We start from the raw sequence: 15334 nt of genomic DNA on the forward strand, positions 1-15334 counted from the left end.
GGGAGTCGATCCCGCGATGATGCAGCATGGACGCGTACGCCGACGAACCGCGGCGTGCGTGTGTCGAGTGCGGGGAGGCCCGGTGAGCAAGCCCAAGGTCGTTCTGGGGGTCGGTGGCGGCATCGCCGCCTACAAGGCGTGCGAGCTGCTGCGCAGGCTGACCGAGTCGGGTCACGACGTGCGTGTGGTGCCGACCGCCTCCGCGCTGCACTTCGTCGGCGCCGCGACCTGGTCCGCCCTGTCCGGCCACCCCGTCTCCACCGAGGTCTGGGACGACGTCCACGAGGTCCCGCACGTCCGCATCGGACAGCAGGCCGACCTGGTGGTCGTCGCCCCCGCCACCGCCGACATGCTCGCCAGGGCCGCCCACGGCCTCGCCGACGACCTGCTGACCAACACCCTGCTCACCGCCCGCTGTCCGGTGGTCTTCGCCCCCGCGATGCACACCGAGATGTGGGAGCACCCGGCCACCCAGGACAACGTGGCGACGCTGCGCCGCCGCGGCGCCGTCGTCATCGAACCGGCGGTCGGCCGGCTGACCGGCGTCGACACCGGCAAGGGCCGGCTGCCCGACCCGGCGGAGATCTTCGAGGTCTGCCGCCGTGTGCTCGCCCGGGGCGCGGCCGAGCCCGACCTCGCCGGGCGGCACGTCGTCGTCAGCGCCGGCGGCACCCGTGAGCCCCTCGACCCCGTCCGCTTCCTCGGCAACCGTTCCTCCGGCAAGCAGGGCTACGCCCTCGCGCGGACGGCGGCGGCCCGTGGGGCCCGGGTCACGCTCGTCGCCGCCAACACCGCCCTGCCGGACCCGGCGGGCGTGGACCTGGTCCGGGTCGGCACGGCCGTGCAGTTGCGGGAGGCGGTACTGAAGGCCGCCGCGGACGCCGACGCGGTGGTCATGGCCGCCGCGGTCGCCGACTTCCGCCCCGCGGCCTACGCGGCCGGCAAGATCAAGAAGAAGGACGGCGAGGACCCCGCGCCCATCACGCTGGTACGCAATCCGGACATCCTCGCGGAGATATCAGCCGAACGGGCGCGGCCCGGACAGGTGATCGTGGGCTTCGCCGCGGAGACCGACGACGTCCTCGCCAACGGGCGCAAGAAGCTCGAGCGCAAGGGCTGTGACCTGCTCGTGGTCAACGAGGTGGGGGAGCGCAGGACCTTCGGCGCGGAGGAGAACGAGGCCGTGGTGCTGGCCGCCGGCGGCGGTGAGACCCACGTGCCGCACGGTCCGAAGGAGGCGCTGGCCGACACCGTGTGGGACCTGGTGGCCGCCCGGCTGGGCTGAGCGCCCCCTGCCCCGCCCGGCTCCCTCGAACGTCGAAGCCCGGCGCGTGGCGACTCTGGTCAAGGTCGCCGGGCTTGGGCAGAATGCCCGTGCCGCAGGTCACAGCGCTCCCGAGAGGCGAGACAGGTGGGCCGGTGGCCGAGCGCGACCGATAAACTGTTCTCGGACGACGCCGGGCGCAGCCCCGTGCCCGTCCGCCAATGATCAGCCAGCAGCCGCTGCAACCCCAGGGAGCGTTGTGTCCCGTCGCCTGTTCACCTCGGAGTCCGTGACCGAGGGTCACCCCGACAAGATCGCTGACCAGATCAGCGACACCATTCTCGACGCGCTTCTGCGCGAGGACCCGACCTCCCGGGTCGCCGTGGAGACACTGATCACCACCGGCCTGGTGCACGTGGCCGGCGAGGTCACGACCAAGACCTACGCGGACATCGCGACCCTGGTCCGGGACAAGATCCTCGAGATCGGCTACGACTCCTCCAAGAAGGGCTTCGACGGCGCCTCCTGCGGCGTGTCCGTCTCGATCGGCGCGCAGTCCCCGGACATCGCGCAGGGCGTGGACACGGCGTACGAGTCGCGGGTCGAGGGTGGCGCCGCGGGCGACGGCTTCGACGAGCTGGACCGGCAGGGCGCGGGCGACCAGGGCCTGATGTTCGGCTACGCCTCCGACGAGACCCCGACGCTGATGCCGCTGCCGATCTTCCTGGCGCACCGGCTGTCCAAGCGCCTGTCGGACGTGCGCAAGAACGGCACGATCCCCTACCTGCGCCCGGACGGCAAGACCCAGGTCACCATCGAGTACGACGGCGACAAGGCGGTCCGCCTCGACACCGTGGTCGTCTCCTCGCAGCACGCCTCCGACATCGACCTGGACTCGCTGCTGGCGCCCGACATTCGCGAGTTCGTCGTCGAGCCGGAGCTGAAGGCGCTGCTGGACGACGGCATCAAGCTGGACACCGAGGGCTACCGGCTGCTGGTCAACCCCACCGGCCGGTTCGAGATCGGCGGCCCGATGGGCGACGCCGGACTGACCGGTCGCAAGATCATCATCGACACCTACGGCGGTATGGCCCGCCACGGCGGCGGCGCCTTCTCCGGCAAGGACCCGTCCAAGGTGGACCGCTCGGCCGCGTACGCGATGCGCTGGGTCGCCAAGAACGTGGTGGCGGCGGGCCTGGCCTCCCGCTGCGAGGTCCAGGTCGCCTACGCGATCGGCAAGGCCGAGCCGGTGGGCCTCTTCGTGGAGACCTTCGGCACCCACAAGGTGGAGCCCGAGAAGATCGAGAAGGCGATCGACGAGGTCTTCGACCTGCGTCCGGCCGCCATCATCCGCGACCTCGACCTGCTCCGCCCGATCTACGCCCAGACCGCCGCCTACGGCCACTTCGGCCGCGAGCTGCCCGACTTCACCTGGGAGCGCACCGACCGCGTGGACGCGCTGCGCGAGGCGGCGGGTCTGTAGGACCGGCGCCGCGGGCCCCGTCCGCCGCGAGACCTGAGCGAGGCCCGGACCCCAGGGGGTCCGGGCCTCGCTCGCCGTCGGTTGTCGGTCCCGTTTGGTAAGAATGCAAGCGTGAGCAGCGAGAACGGGACGGGGGACGGCGGGGCCGCGGGGGCGCCGCCGGAACAGCTTGCGCTCATCCGGGAGAGCGTGCGCAAGGCGCAGGAGCCGCGGGCCAAGCCGCGCACCTGGCGCGGTGCCGCGCTCGCCGGGGAACTGCCCGTGGCGCGCGTACTGGTCGACAAGGGCGCACTGCACCTCGACCGTTACTTCGACTACGCCGTGCCCGCCGAACTGGACGCCGACGCGCGGCCCGGGGTGCGGGTGCGCGTGCGGTTCGGAGCCGGACGGCACCGGGTGCGCGAGGGACGGCGCGAGGGCGGCGGGCTCATCGACGGGTACCTGATCGAGCGCCGGGCCGAGTCCGACTACGCGGGGCCGCTCGCCGCGCTCGCCCAGGTCGTGTCGCCCGAGCCCGTGCTCAGCGAGGAACTGCTCGGCCTGGCACGGGCCGTCGCCGACCGGTACGCGGGCAGCGTCGCCGACGTACTCCAACTCGCCGTGCCGCCGCGCAGGGCGCGCGCCGAGGAACGGCCCTCGCCCGCACCGCTGCCGCCGCCGCCCGCACCCGACGCGGGCTCCTGGGCCCGCTACGAGCGGGGGGACGCGTTCGTGCGGGCCCTGGCCGCGGGGGGCTCGCCGCGTGCCGTGTGGAACGCGCTGCCCGGGCCCGGGTGGAGCGAGGAACTGGCCCGCTCCGTCGCCGCCGCGCTCGCCTCGGGACGCGGTGCGCTCGTCGTCGTACCGGACGGGCGGGCCGCCGCCCGGGTGGACGCCGCGCTGACGGCCCTGCTGGGCGAGGGACGGCACGCGCTGCTCACCGCCGACGCGGGGCCCGAGAAGAGGTACCGGCAGTGGCTCGCCGTGCGCCGGGGATCCGTACGGGCCGTCGTCGGTACCCGGGCCGCCATGTTCGCGCCGGTGCGGGATCTCGGGCTGGTCGCGCTGTGGGACGACGGGGACGACAGCCACAGCGAGCAGCACGCGCCGCAGCCGCACGCCCGCGAGGTGCTGCTGCTGCGCGCCGCGCAGGACAAGTGCGGTTTCCTGCTGGGCGGTTGGAGCTGCACGGTGGAGGCGGCACAGCTCGTCGAGAGCGGCTGGGCCAGGCCGCTCGTCGCCGCCAGGGAACAGGTGCGGCGGGCGGCTCCGCTCGTGCGCACGGTGGGCGACACCGATCTCGCCCGGGACGAGGCCGCGCGGGCGGCCCGGCTGCCCTCGCTCGCCTGGCAGGCGGCCAGGGAGGGACTGCGGCACGGGCCCGTACTGGTGCAGGTGCCCCGCCGGGGTTACGTGCCGCGGATGGCCTGCGCGCAGTGCCGGGCGCCCGCACGGTGCCGGCACTGCGCGGGACCCCTCCAGGGGCAGGACGCGGGGGCGCTCGGCTGTGACTGGTGCGGGCGGGAGGAGCCGGCATGGCACTGCCCGGAGTGCGGCTCGTTCCGGCTGCGGGCCCAGGTCGTCGGAGCGCGGCGGACCGCCGAGGAACTGGGCCGGGCGTTCCCGTCCGTGCCCGTGCGGACCTCGGGACGCGAGCACGTGCTGGACACGGTGCCGGGGACACCCGCGCTGGTGGTGAGCACCCCGGGTGCGGAGCCGGTCGCCGAGGGCGGGTACGCGGCGGCCCTGCTCCTGGACGGCTGGGCCATGCTCGGGCGTCCCGATCTGCGCGCCGGCGAGGACGCGCTGCGGCGCTGGATCGCCGCCGCCGCGCTCGTCCGGCCGCAGCCGGAGGGCGGCACCGTGGTGGTCGTCGCCGAGCCGACCCTGCGGCCCGTGCAGGCGCTGGTGCGCTGGGATCCCGTCGGTCACGCCCTGCGGGAGCTGTCCGAACGCGCCGAACTCGGGTTCCCGCCGGTGTCCCGCATGGCGGCCGTGTCGGGCCCGGCGGAGGCGGTGTCGGACTTCCTCCCCGCCGTCGAACTGCCGCGGGAGGCAGAGGTGTTGGGGCCCGTCCCGCTACCGGTCACGCCTCCGGGACGCCCGCGCCGATCCGGCGCGCCCCCACCCGGCGAACACTGGACCCGGGCCCTGATCCGCGTCCCGCCCGGCAGTGGAGCCGCGTTGGCCTCCGCCCTGAAGTCCACTCAGGCGGCCCGCATGGCCCGCGGAAACCATGACCCGGTCCAGGTACGCGTCGACCCACCGGACATCGGCTGACACGGCAACGCCCGCACGGTGAGGGGGGCTGCCAACTCCGGCCGCGTGTACTGCCGTTCGCCGAAGGCGCGCGTCCCGGCCGGGCTGTGGACGCGCAGAGGCCCGAGGCTCCGTGCGGCACGGGTGAGTCGGTGCCCTGCGGAGGACGGATCGCAGGTCAGGTCGGGCGGTCAGGTCTGCGCGGGCCGGTGTTCCGGGGCTGTGCCCCGAGGGCCCGGCGCGGTGGCCGAGGCCGCACCGCGTCGTACCGGCACGGGTCTCGCCGGGGTGCCCGGCGGCCGTCGGGCCGGAGCGGGGAGCGAACCGCCTGGTGTCCGGCCGCGCCCGGGACCGCGTGAGATGGGCGGACGGGAGCCGTCAGTGCCTGGCCGACGGTGGTGTCAGGACCCTCCCGGGTGCCCGCTGGGACGGGACACGGGAAGGGGGCGTCAGCCGTTGCGGGGGCCGGGGAAGGCGGTGGGGCGGGGCTCGTCGCGCAGTGCCGGGCCGCAGGCCGTCGGCTGGGTCGGCATGGAGCGGGCCGCGGGGACCGTGGCGATGCCGGTGCCGACATTGACCGTACGGGTGCCCGTCGGCTCCGGGGTCCGCTCGCCCTCGGCGGCCGGCGCGGCCGCCGCGCGGCGGGCGCCGTAACGCCGGTGGACCGCCTGCTTGGTGACGCCGAGGGCCGAGCCGACGGCGTCCCACGAGAAGCCGAGCGAGCGGTCGAAGTCCACGGCGGCCGTGACCAGGGTCTCGACACTGTCCCGCAGCTCCTGGGCGAGACGGACGGTCGGGGCGGGGGCGCGTCCGTAGACGACGAAGCCCGTGGAAGGGCCGGAGCGGCGTGGGCGGTAGACGTTGCCCAGCTGGGCGGTGAGCGTGCGCAGTGCGTCCACCTGCCGGCGGACCCGCTCGATGTCCCGCACCAGCAAGTGCAGGCTGGCCCGGGCCTGGGCGTCGTGGGTTGCGTGGTCGGCCATGAACAAGCCTCTCGAACCGGCGTTGAAAGGAATCGGGCCGAGCAGGCGGCCCGCTGTGGTCAACTCTTACTTGACCAACGCGCTTGCCCCCCACGGGTCACGGTGTGGGGGCGTAGGGAAACACGCGTACGCCCCCGTGCGCCGGACGCGCGCTGCACGGTCGGCCGACGGCCTCCCCCCCCCGTCACCTGACGCGCCGCCCGGTCGTCTGCTTTGTCCCGGCTCCGTGGCCTGCTGCCTGGCGTGCCGGCTGTTGCCCGGCTGGGTCGTCTGTGGCTGGGCTTCGTGGTCTGCTGCCTGGCGTGCCGGCTGTTGCCCGGCCCGGTCATCTGCTGCCCCGGCTCCGTGGCCTGCTATCTGGCGTGCCGCGTGCCGCGTGCCGCGTGCCGCCGCGGCTCCGGTGGCTTGCCTCCTGCTGCCCCGGCTTCGTGGCTCGCCGCCTGGCGTGCCGCTCGTCGCCCGGCCCTGTCACCGGCCGCCCGGTCACCTGTCGCCTGGCCCTGTCACCTGTGTCGCCCGGCCCTGTCACCGGCCGCCCGGTCACCTGTCGACCGGTCACCTGTCGACCGGCCCCGTCACTTGTCGCCTGGCCCTGTCACCTCTCGCCCGGCCCCGTCACCTTCCGCCCGGCCCGGCGTCCGCGGCACCGCTCCGCCCGTCAGCCACGGCTTTTCGCCCGTGGTCATAGACTGGTGCGCTGCCCGCCGTCCAACCCGCCCGAGAGGCCCAAGCCACCCCATGAAGCTCGTCTTCGCCGGTACCCCCGAGGTCGCCGTTCCCGCTCTGGACGCCCTGCTCGCCTCCGGGCGGCACGAGGTGGCCGCCGTCGTCACCCGGCCCGACGCGCCGGCCGGGCGCGGGCGCAGGCTGGTCGCGAGCCCGGTCGCCGAGCGGGCGGAGGAGGCCGGGATCGAGGTGCTCAAGCCCGTCAAGCCGCGCGACCCGGAGTTCCTGGAGCGGCTGAAGGAGATCGCCCCGGACTGCTGCCCGGTCGTCGCCTACGGTGCCCTGCTGCCCAGGGCGGCCCTCGACATCCCCGCCCGCGGCTGGGTCAACCTGCACTTCTCCCTGCTGCCCGCCTGGCGCGGCGCGGCCCCCGCGCAGCACGCCCTCATGGCCGGGGACGAGATCACCGGCGCGTCCACCTTCCTCATCGAGGAAGGGCTCGACTCCGGCCCGGTCTACGGCGCCGTCACCGAGCGGATCCGGCCCACCGACACCAGCGGCGACCTGCTCACCCGGCTCGCCCTCGCCGGGGCCGGACTGCTCGCCGCGACCATGGACGGCATCGAGGACGGCACCCTGGCGGCCGTGCCGCAGCCGGCCGAGGGCGTCACCCTCGCCCCCAAGATCACCGTCGAGGACGCCCGGGTCGACTGGACGGCGCCCGCCCTGCGCGTGGACCGCGTGGTACGCGGCTGCACACCGGCGCCCGGCGCCTGGACCACGTTCCGCGGCGAGCGGCTCAAGCTGATCCAGGCCGCCCCGGCGCCGCAGCGCACCGACCTCGCCCCGGGCGCGCTCGCCGTCGGCAAGAACGACGTCCACGTCGGCACCGGTTCGTACGCCGTCGAGCTGCTGTGGGTGCAGGCGCAGGGCAAGAAGCCGATGCGGGCGGCGGACTGGGCGCGCGGGGCGCGCATCGCCGAGGGCGAGACGCTCGGCGGCTGACCGGGCGGCCCGGACCGGGACGTAGGCTGGGTGCACCGCGCGTCCGAGCACGGCGCACCCAGACAACCGGAGCACCTTTTTCGTGAGCGACACCCGTCGGCCCCGCAAGCCCGCCAAGCCCTACCGCCGACCCCAGAAGGACCCCGTCCGCATCCTCGCCTTCGAGGCGCTGCGCGCCGTGGACGAGCGGGACGCCTACGCCAACCTGGTCCTGCCCCCGCTGCTGCGCAAGGCACGCGAGAAGGGCGACTTCGACGGCCGGGACGCCGCGCTCGCCACCGAGCTGGTGTACGGAACGCTGCGCCGCCAGGGAACGTACGACGCGATCCTCGCGGACTGTGTCGACCGCCCGCTGCGCGAGGTCGACCCGCCCGTCCTGGACGTGCTGACCCTCGGCGCCCACCAGCTGCTCGGGACGCGCATCCCCAGCCACGCCGCCGTGTCCGCCACCGTCGAGCTCGCCCGGGTCGTCCTCGGCGACGGGCGGGCCAAGTTCGTCAACGCAGTGCTGCGCAAGGTCGCGCAGCACGACCTCGACGGATGGCTGGAGAAGGTCGCCCCGCCCTACGACGAGGACCCCGAGGACCACCTCGCCGTCGTCCACTCCCACCCCCGCTGGGTCGTCTCCGCCTTGTGGGACTCCCTCGGCGGCGGGCGCGCCGGGATCGAGGACCTGCTGGAGGCCGACAACGAGCGGCCGGAGGTGACCCTGGTCGCCCGGCCCGGACGGGCCGGCACCGAGGAGCTGCTGCGCGAGGAGGCCGCGGTGCCGGGCCGCTGGTCGCCGTACGCCGTACGGCTGACCGAGGGCGGCGAACCGGGCGCCGTGGACGCCGTACGGGAGGGCCGGGCCGGCGTCCAGGACGAGGGCAGCCAGCTCGTCGCGCTCGCCCTGGCGAACGCGCCCCTCGACGGCCCCGACCGGAAGTGGCTCGACGGATGCGCGGGCCCCGGCGGCAAGGCGGCCCTGCTGGCCGCGCTCGCCGCCGAGCGCGGAGCCGTCCTGCTCGCCTCCGAGAAGCAGCCCCACCGCGCCGGGCTGGTGGCGAAGGCGCTGGCCGGCAACCCCGGTCCGTACCAGGTGATCGCCGCCGACGGCACGCGTCCCGCCTGGCGGCCGGGCAGCTTCGACCGTGTCCTCGTCGACGTCCCCTGCACCGGGCTCGGCGCCCTGCGCAGGCGGCCCGAGGCCCGGTGGCGGCGCCGCCCGGAGGACCTGGACGGCTTCGCCCCGCTCCAGCGCGGCCTGCTGCGCACGGCCCTGGAGTCGGTGCGCGTCGGCGGCGTGGTCGGCTACGCGACCTGCTCCCCCCACCTCGCCGAGACCCGCGCCGTGGTCACCGACGTGCTCAAGCAGTTCCCGGAGGCCGAACTGATCGACGCCCGCCCGCTGCTGCCGGGCGTCGGGATCCTCGGCGACGGCCCCGACGTGCAGCTGTGGCCGCATCTGCACGGGACCGACGCGATGTATCTGGCCCTGATCCGCCGCACCGGCTGACCGGCCCCTTCCCGGGTGCGGTCCACGCCGTCCCGCGAAGCGTCCCTGGAGCGTCCGTGGAGCGGGCCGGCGGGTGCGGCCCCGACCGCACCCGCGCACGGCGGTCCCGACCGCACCCGCGCACGGCGGTCCCGACCGCGCGCCCGTGCGTCATGACCGTCGGCTCCCCCCGGTACCCGGCTGGAGGCCGGGTACCGGGGGGAGCCGACGGGCCCGGGCATGGCACGCTTGGGTCATGGCCGTGCAGATCAACCCCAGCATCCTGTCCGCCGACTTCGCGCGTCTCGCCGAGGAGGCGAAGGCGGTCGAAGGGGCCGACTGGCTCCACGTCGACGTCATGGACAACCACTTCGTCCCGAACCTCACGCTCGGCGTGCCCGTCGTGGAGTCCCTGGCCCGGGCGACGGACACCCCGCTGGACTGCCACCTGATGATCGAGCAGCCCGACCGCTGGGCGCCGCAGTACGTCGAGGCGGGTGCGTCCTCCGTGACCTTCCACGTCGAGGCGGCCGCCGCTCCCGTCCGGCTGGCCCGCGAGATCCGCGCCAAGGGCGCCCGGGCCTCGATGGCACTCAAGCCCGCCACCCCCATCGAGCCGTACGAGGACCTGCTTCCCGAGCTCGACATGCTCCTGATCATGACGGTGGAGCCGGGCTTCGGCGGCCAGGCCTTCCTCGACATCATGCTGCCCAAGATCCGCCGCACCCGGGAGCTGATCGGCAAGCACGGCCTCCAGCTGTGGCTGCAGGTCGACGGCGGAGTGTCGGCCTCGACGATCGAGCGGTGCGCGGAGGCGGGCGCGGACGTGTTCGTCGCCGGCTCGGCGGTCTACGGTGCGCAGGACCCCGCCGAAGCGGTGCGAGCCCTGCGCAGTCAGGCGGAAACGGCCACCACCAAGGCGTCCTGGGCGTGCGGCCACTGAACAACGGCTGAGTGAACGGCTCCCCAGCAGGGCTGATCAAGCGCGCAGGATCTGCAAGGATGAACGGTGAATCCAGAATGTGAACAGCAGTGAGGAGATCGCCGTGTCGGGTATGTCGGCGGGCCGGTCAGCCATGCGGATGGGACCCGCTGAGCTGGTGCAGGCGGCGGCCATGGCCCGCCGTTTCTACCTCGAGGGCAAATCGAAGATCCAGATCGCCGAGGAGTTCGGCGTCAGCCGCTTCAAGGTGGCCCGGGTCCTGGAGACCGCTCTCGAACGGGATCTCGTGCGCATCGAGATCCGCGTGCCGGCCGAGCTGGACGCCGAGCGCTCCGACGCGCTCCGCGCCCGCTACGGCCTCAGGCACGCCGTCGTGGTCGAGTCCCCGGCCGAGGCAGAGGAGACGCCCGACCCCGAGAACCTCGGCGAAGTAGCCGCCGATCTGCTCGGCGAGCTCGTCGACGAGGGAGACGTGCTGGGTCTGGCCTGGGGCCGTTCCACCATCCACATGGCGGCGGCCCTGAACCGGCTGCCGCCCTGCACGGTGGTGCAGCTGACGGGGGTGTACGACGCCGGGACCTCCGAGCGCGGCTCGGTGGAGGCCGTGCGCCGCGCCGCCCAGGTCTCGGGGGGCGACGCCCACCCCATCTACGCGCCGATGCTGCTGCCGGACGCGGCCACCGCTGCGGCGCTGCGGCACCAGACCGGGATCGCACGCGCCTTCGAGTACTTCGACAAGGTCACGGTCGCCTGTGTGTCCATCGGTTCCTGGGAGCCGGGCATCTCGACGGTGCACGACATGCTCAGCGACGAGGAGCGGGCCCACTACGCCTCGCTCGGCGTCTCCGCCGAGATGGCCGCGCACCTGTTCGACGCCGAGGGCCGCCGGATCGGGCGGGACCTGGGGGAGCGGTGCATCACGGTCAAGGCCGACCAGCTGCGCCGTATCCCCGAGGTCGTCGCGATCGCGGGCGGGCAGCGCAAGGCGGCGGCGATCGACGCGGTGCTGCGGTCCGGCCTGGTCACCAGCCTGGTCACGGACACCTCGGCCGCGGACTACCTGATGACGGCGGGCCCCGCCCCCAGGCCGGCTCTCAACAGGGCGGACCCGGACGGCCCCTGACGAGTCCGCGCGGGACGGCCGTGGGAGCATCGACGGCATGCTGCTGCGGTTCGTCCCCCGTGTGCTCGCGGGGCTCCTCGTCACGCTCGCCGTCCTTCTGACGGGCTGCTCGCCCTCCGGGCCGGGCGGTTCCGACCCCTCAGCCCCGTCGTGGGCCCATGGGATGGCCACGATCAGTCAGTCCCGGCTGCCGGCCGAGGCCCGGCAGACCCTGGCCCTCGTCGACAAGGGCGGCCCCTATCCGTACCGGCAGGACAACACCGTGTTCGGCAATTTCGAGGGGCGGCTGCCCAAGGAGCCGCGCGGCTACTACCACGAGTACACGGTGCGGACCCCGGGGTCGCGCGACCGCGGAGCCAGGCGCATCGTCACCGGCCGGGGCGGGGAGTTCTACTACACCGATGATCACTACAACACGTTCCGGGCGGTGCTGAGATGAGCGAAGACCTGGCGGGCCGGGTCGTGGTCACGCTGGACCTCGACGGTGTCACGGACAAGGCGGGGCTGATGGACCGGGTCGCCCGTGCCCTCTCACTGCCCGGCTGGTTCGGCCGGAACTGGGACGCGCTGGCCGACAGCCTCGGCGACGAGACCCTCTGGCCGGCGGAGGCCGCGGAGCGCGGGATGCTGATCGTGGTACGGGGCTGGCAGGCGTACGCGCAGGCCAGGCCGGAGGAGTGGGAGATCGCCGAGGAGGTCTTCGCCGCCTCGGTGGACGGCCGGCCGGCCCTGGACGTCGCCCTCGCGCTTGGAGGTTCCTCCTAGGGGGCGGGCGGCCGGCCTGGACGTTCCGTCCGGGCATGGCACGGCCCGCGCCATGGGAGAATGAAGTACGTGCTCTTTCCCCCTGACGGACCTGTCCGGGGGTCACCTCTGATCGACTGGGATGTGCGGCACGTGCGTTTCCTCAATGACATCCAGCCCGCGTACGACCTGACGTACGACGACGTCTTCATGGTGCCGAGCCGCAGCGCGGTCGGTTCACGTCAGGGCGTGGACCTCGGCTCCCCGGACGGCACGGGCACCACCATCCCGCTCGTCGTCGCCAACATGACCGCCATCGCCGGGCGCCGCATGGCCGAGACCGTGGCCCGCCGCGGCGGACTGGTGGTCATTCCGCAGGACATCCCGAACGACGTCGTCACCGACGTGATCTCCTGGGTCAAGAGCCGCCATCTGGTCCTGGACACCCCGATCGTGCTCGCCCCGCACCAGACCGTCGCCGACGCCCTGGCCCTGCTGCCCAAGCGCGCGCACAACGCCGGCGTGGTCGTCGACGAGCAGCACCGGCCGGTCGGTGTGGTCACCGACCGGGACCTGACCGGTGTCGACCGCTTCACCCAGCTCGAAGTGGTCATGAGCAAGGACCTGCTCCTGCTGGACGCGGACATCGACCCGCGCGAGGCCTTCAACACCCTGGACGGTGCCAACCGCCGCTACGCGCCCGCCGTGGACAAGGACGGCAGGCTCGCCGGCATCCTCACCCGCAAGGGCGCCCTGCGCGCCACGCTGTACACCCCGGCCACCGACGCCGGGGGCAAGCTGCGCATCGCCGCCGCCGTGGGCATCAACGGCGACGTGGCCGGCAAGGCCGAGCAGCTGCTCGACGCGGGCGTCGACACCCTCGTCATCGACACCGCGCACGGCCACCAGGAGTCGATGATCAACGCCGTCAAGCTGGTGCGGGACCTCGACCCGCGGGTGCCGGTCGTCGCCGGCAACATCGTCTCCGCCGAGGGCGTCAAGGACCTCATCGAGGCGGGCGCCGACATCGTCAAGGTCGGCGTGGGACCGGGCGCCATGTGCACCACCCGCATGATGACCGGCGTGGGCCGCCCGCAGTTCTCCGCGGTCCTGGAGTGCGCGGCCGAGGCGAGGAAGTACGGCAAGCACGTGTGGGCCGACGGCGGTGTCCGCCACCCGCGCGACGTGGCGATGGCACTCGCGGCCGGCGCGTCCAACGTGATGATCGGCTCCTGGTTCGCGGGCACCTACGAGTCGCCCGGCGACCTCCAGCACGACGCCAACGGCCGCCCCTACAAGGAGTCGTTCGGCATGGCCTCCGCGCGCGCGGTGCGCAACCGCACCTCCGAGGAGTCCGCGTACGACCGCGCCCGCAAGGCGCTGTTCGAGGAGGGCATCTCGACCTCCCGGATGTTCCTCGATCCGGCCATGCCGGGCGTCGAGGACCTGATCGACTCGATCATCGCGGGCGTCCGCTCCTCGTGCACCTACGCCGGGGCCGGCTCACTGGAGGAGTTCGCCGACAAGGCCATCGTCGGCATTCAGAGCGCGGCAGGCTACGCCGAGGGCAAGCCGCTGCACGCCAGCTGGAACTGAGCCGCCGAGTCCCGAGAAGTGATCCACCGACAGTGCTGAACGATCTCGACGAACGCATCGTGCACGCCCTCGCCGAGGACGCCCGCCGCTCCTACGCGGACATCGGGCAGCTGGTCGGCCTGTCCGCGCCCGCCGTGAAGCGGCGCGTGGACCGGCTGCGCGCCACCGGGGCCATCACCGGTTTCACCGTCCGGGTCGACCCGGCGGCACTCGGCTGGGAGACCGAGGGGTTCGTCGAGATCTACTGCCGGCGCCACACCTCGCCGGAGACGATCCAGCGCGGCCTCGAGCGCTACCAGGAGGTCGTGTCCGCCTCCACCGTCACCGGTGAGGCGGACGCGATCGTCCAGGTCTTCGCCGCCGACATGCGGCACTTCGAGAGGGTCCTGGAGCGGATCGCCGGCGAGCCGTTCGTGGAACGGACGAAGTCCGTGCTGGTGCTCTCGCCCCTGCTGCGCCGCTTCTCCTCCGGCGCGCCGGGCTGACCCGCCGTCAGGCGGACCGGCGGCCGACCGCAGACAGCAGGCGCCGCATGCCCATCGCATGCCCGCCCGTGGCGATCACCAGCCGCCGGTAGAGGCCGCCGGCCGGGCCGGGGAAGGCGGCCCGGGTCTCGGCGCGCAGCCGCGAACGCCCGGGACCGGCCGGTTCGAGGCGGAACGTCAGCGCGTACGACGAGAAGCGATGGCGTCCGGTGAGCACCAGCTCCCGGCCCGTGTCGGCGGCGACCACCCGGAACCCGGGGAGAGTCGAGCCCTCCGCGAAGGGACGTGGTCCGGCCGCCGCACGGTCGGCGCATCCGACCAGGCGGGCGTAACGGGCCGCGCCGGAACCGCAGAACGATTCCTCCAGCGCGGCGCCGAGCCCGCGCCACACGGCGTCGGTGTCCGCCGCGACGACGGTCGTGTGCTCGTCGACGTACGGCAGCGCGGTGATTCCGGCGACATCCATGAAGGCCCCCTTCAGCCGGCCGTCTTGCGTGCCAGGGCGTTGTTCCCTATCGAATTGTGCACGCTGAAGCTCACCGCGTCCGGACGGTAGCGGTCGTCCGACCACTCCACCGGGCGCCCCTCGCGGGTCGTCGTCACCCGGCGGACCCGCAGCAGCGGGCTCGTGCGGCGGATGCCGAGCAGTTCGGCGTCCTGGGCGCCCGCCGCGACCGCGTCGATGAGGTGTTCGCCATAGGCGAAGACCAGGCCGGTGTCCTCGTAGAGCCGTTGGGTGACGGACGCGCAGTCGGGCTCGATCGCCTCGACGGCGGGGGCGACCCAGCCGGCGTACACGGTCCGCTCCACCAGGACCGGCTCGCCGTCCAGTCCGCGTACCCGAAGAACGTGCAACACCGGTGAGCCCTCGTCCAGTTGGAGCCGGACGGCGTCCTCCTGGGTCGCCGGGCGGTACTCCTGGGCCACCACACGCCCCGTCGCCTCCCGCCCCATGGCGCGGGCCCACTGGGCGAAGCTGCGCAGTTCGGCGAAGCTCTGGCTGCGGCGGCTGGCCAGTACGACCCGGCGGGCGCCCTGCCGGGAGCCGATCAGCCCCTCGGCGGTGAGGGCCGCGACGGCCTGGCGGACCGTACCGCGTGCGACGCCGTACTCGGCGGCCAGGGCCGTCTCGGTCGGCAGCCGGCTGCCGACCGTGTACTCCTCGTGGTCGATGGCACGCCGCAGGGCGTCGGCGATCTCCTCGTGTCGTGCCGTCATGCTTCCCCTCTGAGTCGACAGCTGTGCACAGCGTAGGCAGCCTAATCGAGTTTCAGCGTCGATCCCGGCGGACGGAACTGTGCAGGCGAAGGGCCTTGGAGGTTTGGTC

General features: G+C 73.9%; 14 protein-coding genes. 11 read left to right on the forward strand and 3 right to left on the reverse strand.

Features of this window, described 5'->3' with window-relative positions; genetic code table 11:
- The first annotated feature begins 82 nt into the window (after positions 1 to 82).
- From coaBC to TNCT6_RS26340, 3 genes are all read left to right on the forward strand, one after another.
- Positions 83 to 1285: a bifunctional phosphopantothenoylcysteine decarboxylase/phosphopantothenate--cysteine ligase CoaBC gene (gene coaBC, locus TNCT6_RS26330; RefSeq protein WP_141362796.1), complete on the forward strand. Its 1203-nt coding sequence runs from the start codon at positions 83 to 85 to the stop codon at positions 1283 to 1285.
- 238 nt (positions 1286 to 1523) lie between these two features.
- Positions 1524 to 2747 (forward strand): methionine adenosyltransferase, encoded by a 1224-nt coding sequence (gene metK / locus TNCT6_RS26335; RefSeq protein ID WP_141362798.1) that lies wholly within the window; start codon positions 1524 to 1526, stop codon positions 2745 to 2747.
- Between the two features lie 111 nt (positions 2748 to 2858).
- Entirely contained in the window at positions 2859 to 5006 is a 2148-nt protein-coding gene (locus tag TNCT6_RS26340; protein ID WP_141362800.1) for a primosomal protein N', read from the forward strand.
- 428 nt (positions 5007 to 5434) lie between these two features.
- Here the strand turns inward: TNCT6_RS26340 and TNCT6_RS26345 are convergent, their stop codons facing one another.
- The gene (locus TNCT6_RS26345) at positions 5435 to 5968 is read right to left on the reverse strand and encodes a hypothetical protein (protein ID WP_141362802.1); all 534 of its coding nucleotides are present in this window, start codon (positions 5966 to 5968) and stop codon (positions 5435 to 5437) included.
- 738 nt (positions 5969 to 6706) lie between these two features.
- On the opposite strand from TNCT6_RS26345, the gene fmt reads away from it, so the two are divergent.
- The 8 genes from fmt to TNCT6_RS26385 all read left to right on the forward strand — a co-directional run bounded on the left by fmt (position 6707) and on the right by TNCT6_RS26385 (position 14007).
- Positions 6707 to 7639: a methionyl-tRNA formyltransferase gene (gene fmt / locus TNCT6_RS26350; RefSeq protein ID WP_141362804.1), complete on the forward strand. Its 933-nt coding sequence runs from the start codon at positions 6707 to 6709 to the stop codon at positions 7637 to 7639.
- Positions 7640 to 7721: 82 nt separating this feature from the next.
- The gene (locus TNCT6_RS26355; protein ID WP_141362806.1) at positions 7722 to 9137 is read left to right on the forward strand and encodes an RsmB/NOP family class I SAM-dependent RNA methyltransferase; all 1416 of its coding nucleotides are present in this window, start codon (positions 7722 to 7724) and stop codon (positions 9135 to 9137) included.
- Between the two features lie 235 nt (positions 9138 to 9372).
- Complete coding sequence (gene rpe, locus TNCT6_RS26360; protein ID WP_141362808.1) at positions 9373 to 10059, forward strand: ribulose-phosphate 3-epimerase; 687 nt, start codon at positions 9373 to 9375, stop codon at positions 10057 to 10059.
- A 79-nt stretch (positions 10060 to 10138) separates the two neighbouring features.
- Positions 10139 to 11182, forward strand: a complete 1044-nt coding sequence (locus TNCT6_RS26365) for a sugar-binding transcriptional regulator (protein ID WP_141362810.1) — start codon at positions 10139 to 10141, stop codon at positions 11180 to 11182.
- Positions 11183 to 11219: 37 nt separating this feature from the next.
- The gene (locus TNCT6_RS26370; RefSeq protein WP_141362812.1) at positions 11220 to 11621 is read left to right on the forward strand and encodes a ribonuclease domain-containing protein; all 402 of its coding nucleotides are present in this window, start codon (positions 11220 to 11222) and stop codon (positions 11619 to 11621) included.
- Positions 11618 to 11947: a barstar family protein gene (locus TNCT6_RS26375; RefSeq protein ID WP_141362814.1), complete on the forward strand. Its 330-nt coding sequence runs from the start codon at positions 11618 to 11620 to the stop codon at positions 11945 to 11947. Before TNCT6_RS26370 ends, TNCT6_RS26375 begins: the two co-directional genes overlap by 4 nt.
- Positions 11948 to 12079: 132 nt before the next feature.
- On the forward strand, positions 12080 to 13522 hold the full coding sequence (locus TNCT6_RS26380; protein WP_172633028.1) for a GuaB1 family IMP dehydrogenase-related protein: 1443 nt from the start codon (positions 12080 to 12082) through the stop codon (positions 13520 to 13522).
- A gap of 32 nt (positions 13523 to 13554) precedes the next feature.
- Entirely contained in the window at positions 13555 to 14007 is a 453-nt protein-coding gene (locus TNCT6_RS26385) for an Lrp/AsnC family transcriptional regulator (protein WP_141362818.1), read from the forward strand.
- A 7-nt stretch (positions 14008 to 14014) separates the two neighbouring features.
- Here TNCT6_RS26385 and TNCT6_RS26390 read toward each other — a convergent pair whose 3' ends face one another.
- Positions 14015 to 14473 carry a hypothetical protein gene (locus TNCT6_RS26390; RefSeq protein WP_141362820.1) on the reverse strand — a complete coding sequence of 153 codons (459 nt, stop codon included), beginning with the start codon at positions 14471 to 14473 and terminating at the stop codon, positions 14015 to 14017.
- A gap of 11 nt (positions 14474 to 14484) precedes the next feature.
- Positions 14485 to 15225, reverse strand: a complete 741-nt coding sequence (locus TNCT6_RS26395) for a GntR family transcriptional regulator (RefSeq protein WP_141362822.1) — start codon at positions 15223 to 15225, stop codon at positions 14485 to 14487.
- Positions 15226 to 15334: the final 109 nt, after the last annotated feature.

This window comes from Streptomyces sp. 6-11-2, assembly GCF_006540305.1.
In the GTDB taxonomy this organism is placed as follows: Bacteria; Actinomycetota; Actinomycetes; order Streptomycetales; family Streptomycetaceae; genus Streptomyces.

Excerpts from the sequence above, each read along its gene's own strand:
- TNCT6_RS26370 (WP_141362812.1), top strand. The coding sequence starts at position 11,220 with ATGCTGCTGCGGTTCGTCCCCCGTGTGCTCGCGGGGCTCCTCGTCACG.
- rpe (WP_141362808.1), top strand. The coding sequence starts at position 9,373 with ATGGCCGTGCAGATCAACCCCAGCATCCTGTCCGCCGACTTCGCGCGT.
- fmt (WP_141362804.1), top strand. The coding sequence starts at position 6,707 with ATGAAGCTCGTCTTCGCCGGTACCCCCGAGGTCGCCGTTCCCGCTCTG.
- TNCT6_RS26375 (WP_141362814.1), top strand. The coding sequence starts at position 11,618 with ATGAGCGAAGACCTGGCGGGCCGGGTCGTGGTCACGCTGGACCTCGAC.
- TNCT6_RS26390 (WP_141362820.1), bottom strand. The coding sequence starts at position 14,473 with ATGGATGTCGCCGGAATCACCGCGCTGCCGTACGTCGACGAGCACACG.
- TNCT6_RS26395 (WP_141362822.1), bottom strand. The coding sequence starts at position 15,225 with ATGACGGCACGACACGAGGAGATCGCCGACGCCCTGCGGCGTGCCATC.
- TNCT6_RS26345 (WP_141362802.1), bottom strand. The coding sequence starts at position 5,968 with ATGGCCGACCACGCAACCCACGACGCCCAGGCCCGGGCCAGCCTGCAC.